The organism is Polaromonas glacialis (assembly GCF_000709345.1).
GTDB lineage: Bacteria > Pseudomonadota > Gammaproteobacteria > Burkholderiales > Burkholderiaceae_C > Polaromonas > Polaromonas glacialis.
Genome location: NZ_KL448323.1, coordinates 1,339,525 through 1,351,491, shown reverse-complemented (window position 1 = coordinate 1,351,491; position 11,967 = coordinate 1,339,525). Strand labels below are relative to the sequence as shown.

15 protein-coding genes are annotated in these 11,967 nt (G+C 60.7%); 4 read left to right on the top strand and 11 right to left on the bottom strand.

Annotated elements, in window-relative coordinates; all coding sequences use genetic code 11:
• Positions 1-135 precede the first annotated feature (135 nt).
• Together EC86_RS0106860 and EC86_RS30525 are read left to right on the top strand one after the other, a co-directional pair.
• Entirely contained in the window at positions 136-1,266 is a 1,131-nt protein-coding gene (locus tag EC86_RS0106860) for a branched-chain amino acid ABC transporter substrate-binding protein (RefSeq protein ID WP_029524929.1), read from the top strand.
• 129 nt (positions 1,267-1,395) lie between these two features.
• Positions 1,396-1,587, top strand: a complete 192-nt coding sequence (locus tag EC86_RS30525) for a transposase (protein WP_051675771.1) — start codon at positions 1,396-1,398, stop codon at positions 1,585-1,587.
• A 408-nt stretch (positions 1,588-1,995) separates the two neighbouring features.
• Here EC86_RS30525 and EC86_RS0106850 read toward each other — a convergent pair whose 3' ends face one another.
• From EC86_RS0106850 to lexA, 5 genes are all read right to left on the bottom strand, one after another.
• Positions 1,996-2,775: an oxepin-CoA hydrolase, alternative type gene (locus EC86_RS0106850; RefSeq protein ID WP_029524928.1), complete on the bottom strand. Its 780-nt coding sequence runs from the start codon at positions 2,773-2,775 to the stop codon at positions 1,996-1,998.
• Position 2,776: 1 nt separating this feature from the next.
• Positions 2,777-4,300 (bottom strand): 3-hydroxyacyl-CoA dehydrogenase, encoded by a 1,524-nt coding sequence (locus tag EC86_RS0106845; RefSeq protein WP_029524927.1) that lies wholly within the window; start codon positions 4,298-4,300, stop codon positions 2,777-2,779.
• A 56-nt stretch (positions 4,301-4,356) separates the two neighbouring features.
• The gene (locus EC86_RS0106840; protein WP_029524926.1) at positions 4,357-5,364 is read right to left on the bottom strand and encodes a D-2-hydroxyacid dehydrogenase family protein; all 1,008 of its coding nucleotides are present in this window, start codon (positions 5,362-5,364) and stop codon (positions 4,357-4,359) included.
• Positions 5,365-5,497: 133 nt separating this feature from the next.
• Positions 5,498-5,908 carry a hypothetical protein gene (locus EC86_RS27605; protein WP_029524925.1) on the bottom strand — a complete coding sequence of 137 codons (411 nt, stop codon included), beginning with the start codon at positions 5,906-5,908 and terminating at the stop codon, positions 5,498-5,500.
• 147 nt (positions 5,909-6,055) lie between these two features.
• A complete protein-coding gene (gene lexA, locus EC86_RS0106830; RefSeq protein WP_051675769.1) occupies positions 6,056-6,760 on the bottom strand; it encodes a transcriptional repressor LexA in 705 nt (234 codons plus the stop codon).
• A gap of 126 nt (positions 6,761-6,886) precedes the next feature.
• On the opposite strand from lexA, the gene EC86_RS0106825 reads away from it, so the two are divergent.
• Positions 6,887-7,852, top strand: a complete 966-nt coding sequence (locus EC86_RS0106825; protein ID WP_029524923.1) for an asparaginase — start codon at positions 6,887-6,889, stop codon at positions 7,850-7,852.
• 45 nt (positions 7,853-7,897) lie between these two features.
• On the opposite strand, the gene adk is transcribed toward EC86_RS0106825, so the two are convergent.
• The 6 genes from adk to EC86_RS0106795 form a co-directional block, all read right to left on the bottom strand.
• The gene (gene adk / locus EC86_RS0106820) at positions 7,898-8,554 is read right to left on the bottom strand and encodes an adenylate kinase (protein ID WP_029524922.1); all 657 of its coding nucleotides are present in this window, start codon (positions 8,552-8,554) and stop codon (positions 7,898-7,900) included.
• A 155-nt stretch (positions 8,555-8,709) separates the two neighbouring features.
• Complete coding sequence (gene kdsB, locus EC86_RS0106815; RefSeq protein WP_029524921.1) at positions 8,710-9,492, bottom strand: 3-deoxy-manno-octulosonate cytidylyltransferase; 783 nt, start codon at positions 9,490-9,492, stop codon at positions 8,710-8,712.
• 6 nt (positions 9,493-9,498) lie between these two features.
• The gene (locus EC86_RS0106810; protein ID WP_029524920.1) at positions 9,499-9,681 is read right to left on the bottom strand and encodes a Trm112 family protein; all 183 of its coding nucleotides are present in this window, start codon (positions 9,679-9,681) and stop codon (positions 9,499-9,501) included.
• The gene (lpxK, locus tag EC86_RS0106805; protein WP_029524919.1) at positions 9,662-10,693 is read right to left on the bottom strand and encodes a tetraacyldisaccharide 4'-kinase; all 1,032 of its coding nucleotides are present in this window, start codon (positions 10,691-10,693) and stop codon (positions 9,662-9,664) included. The genes EC86_RS0106810 and lpxK overlap by 20 nt, the downstream gene beginning before the upstream one ends.
• A gap of 40 nt (positions 10,694-10,733) precedes the next feature.
• Positions 10,734-11,162, bottom strand: coding sequence for an ExbD/TolR family protein (locus tag EC86_RS0106800; RefSeq protein WP_029524918.1), 429 nt, complete (start codon positions 11,160-11,162; stop codon positions 10,734-10,736).
• Positions 11,159-11,686, bottom strand: a complete 528-nt coding sequence (locus EC86_RS0106795; protein ID WP_232229829.1) for a MotA/TolQ/ExbB proton channel family protein — start codon at positions 11,684-11,686, stop codon at positions 11,159-11,161. Before EC86_RS0106795 ends, EC86_RS0106800 begins: the two co-directional genes overlap by 4 nt.
• On the opposite strand from EC86_RS0106795, the gene EC86_RS29845 reads away from it, so the two are divergent.
• Positions 11,685-11,867, top strand: coding sequence for a hypothetical protein (locus EC86_RS29845; protein WP_232229828.1), 183 nt, complete (start codon positions 11,685-11,687; stop codon positions 11,865-11,867). The two genes, EC86_RS0106795 and EC86_RS29845, sit on opposite strands and share 2 nt — an antisense overlap.
• Positions 11,868-11,967: the final 100 nt, after the last annotated feature.

Here is an 11,967-nt window from a genome sequence, read left to right as displayed (position 1 = left end):
GCAAACCCTCTGATCAAACATAACCTAGGGACGTTGCTATGGTGCAGGCCTAAAAATTGCGTTATGTTCTGCCCCGTTGAGTTTAAAAAAAATGTTCTCAACCTTCACAGGTAAATTTTCTAACCGGAGTTTTTTATGCAGATGAAATTGAAATTGACAGCGCTGGCGGCCCTTGCGATGGTGGCGGGCCTGGCTTCGGCACAGGATGCTGTCGTGAAAATTGGTCATGTGGCACCGATGTCCGGTTCACAGGCGCACTATGGAAAAGACAACGAAAACGGTGCGCGCATGGCTGTTGAAGAGTTGAACACCCAGAACATCGTCATTGGCGGCAAGAAAATCAAATTTGAACTGGTGGCTGAAGACGACGCTGCTGATCCAAAACAGGGCACGGCCGCTGCACAGAAACTGTGCGACTCCAAAGTTTCGGGCGTGGTCGGTCACCTGAATTCGGGCACGACGATTCCTGCTTCCAAGGTCTACAACGACTGCGGCATTCCCATGGTGACCGGCGCGGCAACCAATCCCAGCCTGACCAAGCCCGGTTACAAGACCACCTACCGCATCATCGCGAACGACAACGCCCTCGGCGCGGGTCTGGCCTTCTATGCAGCCGATGCGCTGAAACTGAAAAAAGTCGCCATCATCGATGACCGCACGGCCTACGGCCAAGGCGTTGCCGAAGTGTTCAAAAAGACGGCACAGGCCAAAGGCATGACCGTGGTTGACGAGCAGTTCACCACCGACAAGGCCACCGACTTCATGGCCATCCTGACGGCCGTCAAGTCCAAGGCTCCCGACGCGATTTTCTTCGGCGGAATGGACCCCCAGGGCGGTCCGATGTTGCGCCAGATGGAGCAGCTCGGCATGAGCAACGTCAAGTTTTTCGGCGGTGACGGTATCTGCACTGCGGAACTGGCCAAGCTGGCTGCCGGCGCAAAAACCATCGGCAATGTGGTCTGCGCCGAAGGCGGTGCGTCGCTGGCCAAAATGCCAGGCGGCGAAGCCTGGAAAAAGCGTTATGACACGAAGTACCCCAACCAGTTCCAGGTTTACAGCCCTTACACCTATGACGCGACCTACCTTCTGGTTGACGCCATGAAGCGCGCCAATTCGACCGACCCCAAGGTGTACACGCCCGAGCTGATCAAGTCGAATTTCAAGGGTGTCACGACCACCATCGGCTTCGAGCCGAATGGCGAGTTGAAGAACCCCGCCATCACCTTGTATGTCTACAAGGACGGCAAGAAATCGGCTTTGAACTGATACCCGGCCTGCAGCCTGGATGCCAGGTGACGGTCAGGAACTGGCAATAGTTCCACCCAAAACGCCCTGCGCAAACTTCTTGCGCAGGGCGTTTTTCAGTTGGAAATTCATGGCGCTCATGCCGGGTGCATGCAGATATTCCTCGATACCGTGGCGCCGCGCCGCAATGGCGAGAACATCGTGATGATTCTCGATGGCGCTGGTTGGCATTCCAGCGGCAAACTCATCACGCCGGCCAACATGCGATTGCTGCCATTGCCACCGCACACACCGGAGCCTAACCTCGTCCAACACGTCTGGGACGAACTGCGCGAGAAATGATTTCACAACAAGATTTTCGAATCGCTCGACGCCTTGGAGGACGATCTCTTGCTTGCATTGCTGGCCGTGGAAAATACGCCGGCCGTGATTGAATCCATTTCTGGATGGCCTTGGATCATCGATGTCTTATCGACGGGGAAATAGTATAAATCCAGTCCACCCTGGCCGGAACGCACCACTCGTTTGACCATGCCAAGTACGAGCCACGTTATCTGGCCGAATTTGCTTACCGTTTTAACCGCCGGTTTGACTTGGCAGCGATGCTGACCCGCCTGCTGCGCGCTGGGGCACGGACCCGACCGCTTCCCCTTTGGGTGCTGCGCTTGTCTGAGGCCGGTAGCTAATCAGGTCATTGAGGTGCGATTGCCCTGCGCATATGAGCACGCAGCTATTAAATCAGGAGTGATGCTAGCGGTAATGCGGCAGGCGCTTTTGCAAAAAAGCCTCGATGCCTTCGCCGCCGTTGGCGTGGTGCAGGTTGCGCACAAAATGGTTGCGTTCGCTGTCGAGTTGCTGGCTCAGGGTGTTGGCCGGCGCGTCGTTGATCAGGTCCTTGATGCTGGCCAGCACATTGGGCGCGCGGGCGTTGAGTCGTGCCGCTAATACCAGCGCTTCACCGATCGCGCCGCCGGGGGCGGTGACGCGGTTGACCAGGCCCAAGTCATGCAGCCGCCCGGCGCTGATGCGCTCGGCCCCCATGAGCAGTTCGCTGGCCAGGGCGCGGGGCAGGGCGCGCGCCAGGCTCCAGCTGCCGCCGCCGTCGGGTGACAGCGCCACGGTGCTGTAGGACATGACAAACACGGCGTTGTCGGCGGCGACGATGAAGTCGCAGGCCAGCGCCAGCGAGAAGCCCGCACCGGCCGCAGCCCCTTCGACCGCCGCAATCACCGGCTTGGGATAGGTGCGAATGGCCTCGATCCAGTTGTGCAGCGCCTCGATGCTCTGCGCCTGCACCTCGGGCGCCAGGCGCCGGTTCGCCTGCAGCCGCTGTAGGTTGCCACCGGCGCAAAACATGCTGCCTTGGCCGGTGATCACCACGCTGCGGATTTCCGGGTTGTTCTCGGCGGCGTTCAGTGCCTCGATGCCTGCGGCGTACATGTCCGGGCCTAGCGCATTTCTGTGCTCGGGGTTGCTCAGCGTCAGGATGAGCGTGCCGCTTTCGCTGGTGCTTTTCAATGAGCCGGACATGTCAGCTTTCCTCGTGCATCAGGCTCAGGCCGATGGCACCCCGGCGGCGCAGCCAGGGCGAGGGCCGGTAGCGCTGGTCGCCATAGACGGTCTGCAGGTTGAACAGCACTTCCAGGACATTGGTCGGCCCGTAGCGGTCGCCCATGGCCAGCGGCCCCATCGGGTAGCCCAGCCCCAGCGTGATAGCGGTTTCCAGGTCTTTCGGGCTGCAGATCCCCTGCTGGCAGATGTCGCTGGCAATGTTGACGATGGTGGCGACCACGCGCTGCGTCACGAAGCCGCCGCTGTCGCGGATCACGCTGACCGCCTTGCCGTCGCGCGCAAACAGCGCATGGGCCGCATCGCGCATGTCGCTGCGCGTGGCCGGGTTGGTCGCCAGCACGCGGCGCTTGGTAGAGGCGTCATCGATCAGCATGTCGATGCCGACGGTGCGTGCCGGATCCAACCGCTCGACCACGGCGACCGTGGTGATGTCAAACCCAAGGGGGGCGACCAGCGTCAACGCCTGCGGGGAGGGCGACTGACCGGTCTCGATGTGGGCGTCGAGGGTTTTCAGCAACTGCAGCAGTTCCGAGCGGCGCGCCGCTCGGGGGGAAACCCAGACCGGCGGCATTTCAGCCACCTCGGGAACAGGCGCGTCGGCCGGGACCTGGGCAACGCCGCCTTCATAGCGGTAAAAGCCCTCGCCGGTCTTGCGTCCGAGCAGGCCGCCCGCCAAGCGCTGCGCGGTGATGACGCTGGGGCGGTAACGGTCTTCCTCGTAATACTGGTGATAAATGGATTCCATCACGGGATGCGACACATCGAGCCCGGTCAGGTCCATCAGCTCGAACGGGCCGAGCCTGAAGCCGGCCTGGTCGCGCAGGATGCGGTCGATGGTGGCGAAATCGGCAATGCCTTCGCTGACGATGCGCAGCGCCTCGGTGCCGTAGCCGCGTCCGGCATGGTTGACGATGAAGCCTGGCGTGTCTTGCGCCTGCACGGGCGTGTGGCCTGTCTGGCGGGCATATTTGCTCAGCCCGTGGCAGGTGCCGGCTTCGGTCTTCAGGCCGGCAATGACTTCCACCACCTTCATCAGCGGCACCGGATTGAAAAAGTGATAACCGGCAAAGCGGCCAGGATGTTTGAGCCCGGCCGCAATCGCTGTGACCGACAGCGACGAGGTATTGCTGGCCAGCACGGTTTGCTCAGGCACGATGCTTTCCAACTGGGCGAACAGCGCCTTTTTGATGTCCAGCCGCTCGACGATGGCTTCAATCACCAGATCACATCCGGACAGGTCAGCGAGCGTATCCGCGACCTGGACCCTGGCTTTGTGGCCTTCAGCGATGTCGGCGCTGATGCGTCCATTTTCGGTCATGCGGTCCCACTGGCTGCAAAGCGCCTCGCGCGCTGTCTCGGCGGCGCCCGCCTGTGCATCCATCAGCCTGACCATGCTGCCGGCCTGAGCGGCAATCTGGGCAATGCCTCGTCCCATGGCACCTGTGCCCACGATGCCGACTGTTTGATAAAAAGTTGCTTGCATGGTTGATTCGCTGGCTAGGTAAAAAGGTTGAACGAAGGGCTTGGCAATGCCAAGGGCTAGCGCCTGACCTGCAGCGCCCCTGGATTGACGATATTCGTCGGTGTGCCCTTGATGAAATTGATGACATTGTCAAAAGCTGCGCCGAAATACATTTCGTAGCTGTCTTGCTCGACATAACCGATGTGCGGCGTGCAGATGCAGTTTTCCAGCCGCAACAGGGCATGCCCCTGAAGGATGGGCTCGGACTCAAACACGTCGATCGCCGCCATGCCCGGACGGCCCCGATTGAGCGCCGCGATCAGCGCTTCGGATTCAATCAGCTCGGCGCGCGACGTGTTGACCAGCAGCGCGGTCGGTTTCATGCGTGACATGTCTTCCAGCGTGACGATGCCGGTGGTTTCTTCGCCAAGGCGCAGGTGCAGGCTGAGCACGTCACATTGCTTGAACAGCTCGGTTTTGCTCGGCGCGAGTTCAAATCCGTCGGCTTGGGCGCGCTCGCGCGATGCCGGGCTGCCCCAGATGATCACCCGCATGCCAAACGCCCGGCCGTAGCCGGCCACCAGCTGGCCGGTCTTGCCATAGCTCCAGATGCCCAGCGTCTTGCCCTTGAGCACGTTTCCGAGGCCGAAATTAGGCGGCATGGACGCCGATTTCAGCCCCGATTGCTGCCACGCGCCATGCTTGAGATGCGACACATACTGCGGAATGCGTCGCATGGCCGCCATGACGAGCGCCCAGGTCAGTTCCGCCGGTGCAACTGGAGAGCCCGTGCCTTCGGCCACAGCAATGCCGCGCTCCGTGCAGGCGGCCACATCTACGTGGCTGCCTATGCGGCCGGTCTGGACGACCAGCTTGAGCTTGGGAAGCTTTTCAATCAGCTGACGTGTCAAGTGGGTGCGTTCGCGGATCAGCACGATCACGTCGGCGTCTTTCAGCCGGACCGACAACTGGCCCGCGCCCTTGACGGTGTTGGTGTAGACCTTCGCCGGATAGGCTTCAAGCTTGGATGCGCAAGCCAGCTTTCGCACCGCGTCCTGGTAATCATCAAGAATCACAATATTCATTCGGATATTGTGCCTTCAAGATTCCTGTTTTTAGAAGATCAGCGGCCCACACCCTAATAGGACGTTTCCTGTTCACGTCAAGGTTCAAGGGGTTGGGGCTGGCAGCCTGGTTTTACCTGGCACCGGAAAAGCATCAATCGGCAAGATTGGCCGCCGCTTGCAGGGCCATGCGGTCAAGTTCTGCGCAGACGTCGGCCATCCGTCCTGAAATGACCATGCGTCCCGCGCAATCGGGCTTGATGGCCGTGTCGGATTCACGTACGACGCGCAGTGTGCTGCGGGCCGGTTCCTGTGTCATCGCGAGACGGGGCAGGCCGGCCATTTCGGTAGGCACGTCGAAAATGGCGTCATTGCTTGCAGGGGCGGTGCAAGGTAGAAAAGAAGATGGTGTTGCAGGTGCTGCGCCGGCCGAGCGCTGCGCGATGGATGAAACTGCGCTGTGCCCAAAGGAGTGTCTGATCCGGGTGATCCATGGCGCCAGCGCCTGAACCGGTGCCGTCCAGAATGCTTGCATGGGGGCATGTGAAAAGCTGATGATTCGCATGAAGAACTCCAGTTGATAAAGTTTGGACACAGGCGTGGCAAGGTCTGCCAATAGAAAAGGCGGATCGTTTTCAAAGGGGGGCGGTTTTGCTGCCGCTATTTCGACAACAGGCGACGACAGCAGGCGGCGCCAGGAAGGCTGACGGGACTACATCGACAGCCTGCTGCGGATCAGCCCGACGGCCAGGCCTTCAAGCTCGAAAGGCTCGCCGGGCTGGACCACGATGGGCTTGAAGTCGGGATTTTCGGACATCAGTTCGATCAGGTCCTTGTTGCGGTAAAAGCGTTTGACGGTGACCTCGTCGCCGAGCCGCGCAACCACGATCTGTCCATTTTTGGCTTCCTTGGCCTGCTTCACGGCCAGCAAGTCGCCGTCCATGATGCCCACGCCCTGCATGCTCATGCCGCGCACCTTGAGCAGGTAATCGGGCTTTTGCTCGAACAGGGAACTTTCGAAATGGTAGGTCTGTTCGATATGTTCCTGCGCAAGGATCGGGCTGCCCGCAGCCACGCGGCCCACAAGCGGCAGGGCCAGCTGGGCAAGCCGCTCGGGCGGCATTGGAAACGGGTCCATCCGCGATTCGTTCAAGGCCCGCAGCGCATCGGTTCGAAGTCGGATGCCTCGCGAGGTGCCGCTGATGAGTTCGATGACGCCTTTTTTGGCGAGAGCCTTCAAATGCTCTTCGGCTGCATTGGGCGAACGAAAGCCGAGCTGGGCCGCAATTTCTGCCCTCGTGGGAGGCGCGCCTGTCTGAGCGATGGCATTCTGGATCAATTCCAGGATCTGTGCCTGTCGGGCGGTAAGCTTGGGTCTGCCAGCAGGCAGAGCAGGAAAATCATTGAAATTGCGCATAAGCTTTGGGCCTTGGATTAAAACGGGACATGCCTGAAATCAACGCGTTGGCAAGATTCAAAAAACTGTATGAATAGCCAGTTGCTGTATTTTCATACAGCTTTTATTAAAATGCAACTACATCCTATGAAGCATCGCAAACTGGTCATTTTGGGAACTGGCGGAACCATTGCCGGAAAGGCCGACCATGCCGCTGACAACATTGGCTACACCGCTGCAAAGGTGGGAATTGACCAGCTGCTCGCAGCCATTCCAGCACTGACCGGCAGTGGTTTGTTCATCAGCGAACAGGTGAGCCAGGTCGACAGCAAGGACATGAGCTTTGACGTGTGGGCGCAACTCGCGGCCCGCGTCCGCCATTTTCTTGCGGATGACGATGTCCAGGGCATTGTCATCACGCATGGTACCGATACGCTGGAGGAAACAGCTTATTTTCTGCAATCGGTATGCCAGCCGGCCAAACCGGTGGTGCTCACCTGCGCCATGCGACCAGCCACCGCACTGGCGCCCGATGGCCCGCAAAACGTGATGGACGCCGTGGCGGTCGCCCGCCATCCAGAGGCCTGCGGCGTGGTGGCCGTCTGCGCCGGAACGGTCCACAGTGCGCTCGATGTGCAAAAAGTGCATCCCTACAAGCTCGACGCCTTCAGTTCCGGCGATGCCGGTCCCGTCGGCTATGTCGAGGAAGGAAGGCTCAGATTGTTAAGAAATTGGCCGTTTCCGCAGACTGGTATTGCTTGTGCAGCTATTGAAAAAGTAGCAACCTGGCCCCGTGTCGAGATTGTCATGAATTACGCAGGCGCGAGCGCTCTCATGGTTCAGGCACTGGTCGATCAGGGCGTGCGGGGGTTGGTGGTGGCCGGTACCGGCAACGGCACGATCCATGAGGATCTGCAAGCCGGTTTGCTCCGTGCCCAGGCATCCGGCGTGCGGATCGTGCGTTCGACACGCTGCCTTGAAGGCCGCATTTTGCCGCTGTCGGGCAACGCGATAGCCGACTCGCAGGGGCTCAGTCCGGTCAAGGCCCGGATCGCGCTGATGCTTGATCTGGTCGCTCAAGACGCGACGTCTTCAGCCGTCGGGCAGGCATGAAAAAAGCCATCCCGGGGGATGGCTTGCCTCGGCGTTTGAACCGGTTCAGTCCGACAGCGCCTTGAAGGCTCTTTCGGTGATCTCTTCAACGCTGCCCGTGCCGCTGATGGCGCGGTATTTCGGCGCTTCGTCAGGTGCGGCTTCTGCCCAGCTGGAGTAATAGGCCACCAGCGGGCGCGTCTGGGCGCTGTACACCTCAAGCCGCTTGGCAACGGTTTCTTCCTTGTCGTCTTCACGCTGGATGAGCGGTTCGCCGGTCACGTCGTCACGGCCTTCGACCTTGGGCGGGTTGTACTTGACGTGGTAAGTGCGGCCCGAAACGCTGTGCGAACGGCGTCCGCCCATGCGCTCGATGATGGCTTCAAACGGCACGTCGATTTCCAGCACGTAATCAATCTTCACGCCGGCAGCCTTCATCGCATCGGCCTGCGGAATAGTGCGGGGGAAGCCGTCGAACAGGAAACCCTGCGCGCAGTCGGGCTGTGCAATGCGTTCCTTGACCAGGTTGATGATCAGGTCATCGCTGACCAGTCCGCCCGCATCCATGACTTTCTTGGCCTCGATGCCCAGCGGGGTTCCTGCCTTGACCGCGGCACGAAGCATGTCGCCGGTGGAAATTTGCGGAATGCCGTATTTTTGGCAAATGAACGTGGCTTGTGTGCCTTTGCCCGCGCCAGGCGCGCCCAACAAAATAAGTCTCATGAAGGTCCTCGGATTATTGTGAATTCTGGATGTCAAACTGGAGGTTTGACGGGCCGACTTGCCCTTTGTCGCTTTGCGTCCCGCCCGGTTGCCTGCATTTCCCGCCGCCGGACAATTTTCCGGTCGAGGATATCATGCACATCCCTGACGGGAGCTTACACAGACGCCGCCAGATGCGGCTTTTCAGCCGTCAGACGCCGGACACGCTCCAGGTCTTCGGGTGTGTCCACTCCGGCGCCTGGCGTCTGCTCGGTGATGTGAACGGCAATCCGGTAGCCATGCCACAAGGCGCGCAACTGTTCAAGCGACTCAAGCTGCTCCATGGGCGCTTGGGGCAACTGGGGAAACCGGCGCAAAAATCCGACCCGGTAGGCATAGATTCCGACATGGCGCAGCGGCCGGGGAAACCCGCCTTGCTTCCACCATGCCTGGCCGGCCAGGTCACGCGCGGCGGGAATCGGCGCACGGCTGAAATACAGGGCCGTCTGTTGCGCATCCAGCACCACCTTGACAACGTTGGGATTCAGAAAATCAGCCAGTTCATCAATGAAGTGCGCGGCCGTTCCCATGGCGCAGTCGTGACGGCTCTGGAGCAGTCGGGCCACCGCATCGACCAGGGCTGGGTCGATCAGCGGCTCGTCGCCCTGAACGTTGACCACAATGTCGTCGTCCGCCAGGCCCAGTACATCGCAGGCTTCGGCCAGCCGGTCGCTGCCGCTCGGGTGGTCGACGCGGGTGAGTACCGCCTGAATGCCGAAAGCCTTGCATCGATCAATGATTTCCGCGCTGTCGGCGGCGACCACCGTCTGCAGCGCACTGCTTTGCAGGGCGCGCTGTGCCACGCGCACCACCATGGGCAGGCCATTGATGTCTGCCAGCGGCTTGTTGGGGAGGCGGGTGGACGCCAGGCGCGCTGGGATCAGGACGGTAAAGCTCATGCCCGCTTACAGGCCAAGCTCGTCGTCGGTCAGCGGCCGTGCCTCGTTTTCCAGCATGACCGGGATGCCATCGCGCACAGGATAGGCAAGGCGCGCGCTGCGCGAAACGAGTTCTTGCTTTTCGCGGTCATGTTCCAGATGGCCCTTGGTCACGGGGCAGACCAGCAATTCAATGAGTTTGTTGTCCATGGCTTGATGGTAATGGAGAAAGCAGGGGTGCCAGCAGCGCATCCAGCGCATCGAAGAACGCTGGTTCGGGCGAGAATTCGAGCGGAACTGCCAGCAGTTTCAGCCCGGGCGGGGCTGGCAGGGCAAACAGCTTGACCGCATCCTTTTCCGTGCATAGAACGATGCGGCCTGACAGTGCATCCAGGTCGTCCTTTTTGAAGTCATGATGATCGGGAAATGCAAGGGTTTGGTCCAGCGTCAGCCCGCATGCCCTGAGCATGTCGAAGAACGCCTCGGGGTTGGCGATGCCCCCAAGCGCCACCAGGGGCTGATGCCTCAAGGCAGTCAATGCCAGCCGGCTGCCATCGGCCGCCACCGCTTGGCTGGCCAGTTGGCGTCGGGAAACATAGCCTGCAAAAGCAGCTTTATGGCCGGTATGCAGGACCAGGTTGATGCCCTGACTTAGGCGACCGGGCCACGGCTCGCGCAGCGGTCCGGCGGGCAGCAGCCAGCCGTTGCCCGCGCCTTTGTCATCGAACACCACGATTTCGATGTCGCGCTGCAAGGCATAGTGCTGAAGGCCATCGTCGCACACGACTGCGGAGGTCGCCGGGTAGGCCGCCAGCAAATCCCTCAAGGCGTCGGTTCGCCTGTCTGCTACAAAAACAGGAGCGCCTGTCGCCCGCTGGATAAGCGCTGGCTCGTCGCCGGACACATAAACCGGGGTGTTCGGCCTGACTTCAAGGCTTTGCCGGCCGGCACGCCCGTAGCCGCGAGACACCACGCCGACGCGCAAACCCTGTGCCTGGAGATGCTTGATCAGCGCCATGACCAGCGGTGTCTTGCCCGCGCCGCCCACCACGACATTGCCCACCACGATGACCGGTACGTCAAAGCGCCTGGAGTGCATAATGCCGCGCCGGTACAGGGCACGGCGCCATCTGACCAGCAGCCCGTGAACCTGCGCCACCGGCCAGAGCAGGCATGCCAGCCAGCCACGCGTGCGCCAGGCGCCTGGAAGGATATTTTTCACGTCCCTGCCATGTCGTAACGGAGAGTCGAGGCTTGCAGGATTACCTGGCGCCTGACGGGGCAGTGCTCTGGGTGGCGAAGGTGATCTGGGTCAGCCCCTGGCGCCGCGCGGCTTCCATCACGGTAATGACGGCCTGGTGCGTTGCCGCGGCATCTGCGCTGATGATGATGACGCTGTCCTTCCCGGCCTTGGCGGCCTGGGTGAGGGCAGCGCCCAGCTGCTCGATTCCACGGCCATCGACCAGGATTCTGTTAACCATGTAGCGGCCATCGCTGCTGACGGCAACAATGACCTCTTTCGGATAGTCGCGCAGTTGCTCGGCGTCGGCGGCGGGCAGCCTGACCTGAAGTTCGGTAAATTTGCTGTAGGTGGTCGAGAGCATCAAAAAGATGAGCACCACGAGCAGTACATCGATGAACGGAATCAGGTTGATTTCAGGCTCTGGGCGCGCGCGGGGTCGAAAGTTCATTTGCGCAAGCGGTTCAGATGGCGCACGAACTGCTCGGCCGCCAGTTCCATCGACAGCAGGTAGCCATCCACCCGGGCACGGAAATAGCGCCAAAAGATCAGCGCAGGAATGGCCACCATGAGGCCGAAGGCGGTGTTATACAGCGCGATTGATATGCCTTGCGCGAGCTGCGCCGGGTTGCCGCCGCCAGCGTTGCTGGTATTCCCGGACTGGGCGCCAAAAATCTCGATCATGCCAATCACCGTGCCCAGCAGGCCGAGCAAAGGCGCAGCCGATGCAATGGTGGCCAGCGCGGCCAGGTAACGCTCCAGCTTGTGCGCCGCCTGCCGGCCAGCGCCTTCCAGCGTGGAGCGCAGATCGGCTTCGCTGATACGGGGATTGGCGCCAAGTGCCCGCAACCCGCTGGCCAGCACCTCGCCAAGCAGGGAATTTTGTTCCAGCTTCAGCACCACGTCCGGCGGCGGAAGGGCGGTTCGCGAAACCACCATGGCTTCGCCCAGCAGCTTGGGAGGGGCAATCTTCATGGTTTTCAAGCTTGAAAACCGTTCAATAACCAGTGCCAGCGCAACGATGGAGCACGCCAGCAGAGGCCAGATGGGCCAGCCGGCTGCTTGTATGATCGAGAACAATGCGCATCTCCAGTCAGATATTGGTGCTGGATTATGGCGCACCTCCTGTGCGAAAAAGCAGGTCGCCGCCGCCTGAGCCAGAATGTTTCGCGTGTCGGTTTCAACCCGTGTAACGCACAAAATCTGTGGATAACTTTGTGGGTAAGTGTGTGCCTAGCCAGTTCCAAGCCGCACCA

Bases quoted from the DNA above. Each gene is read 5' to 3' on its own strand.
- EC86_RS0106850 (WP_029524928.1), bottom strand. From the start codon at position 2,775: ATGTCCGGCTCATTGAAAAGCACCAGCGAAAGCGGCACGCTCATCCTG.
- EC86_RS0106845 (WP_029524927.1), bottom strand. From the start codon at position 4,300: ATGCAAGCAACTTTTTATCAAACAGTCGGCATCGTGGGCACAGGTGCC.
- EC86_RS27605 (WP_029524925.1), bottom strand. From the start codon at position 5,908: ATGCGAATCATCAGCTTTTCACATGCCCCCATGCAAGCATTCTGGACG.
- EC86_RS0106840 (WP_029524926.1), bottom strand. From the start codon at position 5,364: ATGAATATTGTGATTCTTGATGATTACCAGGACGCGGTGCGAAAGCTG.
- EC86_RS0106810 (WP_029524920.1), bottom strand. From the start codon at position 9,681: ATGGACAACAAACTCATTGAATTGCTGGTCTGCCCCGTGACCAAGGGC.
- EC86_RS0106795 (WP_232229829.1), bottom strand. From the start codon at position 11,686: ATGAAGATTGCCCCTCCCAAGCTGCTGGGCGAAGCCATGGTGGTTTCG.
- EC86_RS0106825 (WP_029524923.1), top strand. From the start codon at position 6,887: ATGAAGCATCGCAAACTGGTCATTTTGGGAACTGGCGGAACCATTGCC.
- kdsB (WP_029524921.1), bottom strand. From the start codon at position 9,492: ATGAGCTTTACCGTCCTGATCCCAGCGCGCCTGGCGTCCACCCGCCTC.
- EC86_RS30525 (WP_051675771.1), top strand. From the start codon at position 1,396: ATGCAGATATTCCTCGATACCGTGGCGCCGCGCCGCAATGGCGAGAAC.
- EC86_RS29845 (WP_232229828.1), top strand. From the start codon at position 11,685: ATGGTTTTCAAGCTTGAAAACCGTTCAATAACCAGTGCCAGCGCAACG.
- EC86_RS0106800 (WP_029524918.1), bottom strand. From the start codon at position 11,162: ATGAACTTTCGACCCCGCGCGCGCCCAGAGCCTGAAATCAACCTGATT.
- lexA (WP_051675769.1), bottom strand. From the start codon at position 6,760: ATGCGCAATTTCAATGATTTTCCTGCTCTGCCTGCTGGCAGACCCAAG.
- adk (WP_029524922.1), bottom strand. From the start codon at position 8,554: ATGAGACTTATTTTGTTGGGCGCGCCTGGCGCGGGCAAAGGCACACAA.
- EC86_RS0106860 (WP_029524929.1), top strand. From the start codon at position 136: ATGCAGATGAAATTGAAATTGACAGCGCTGGCGGCCCTTGCGATGGTG.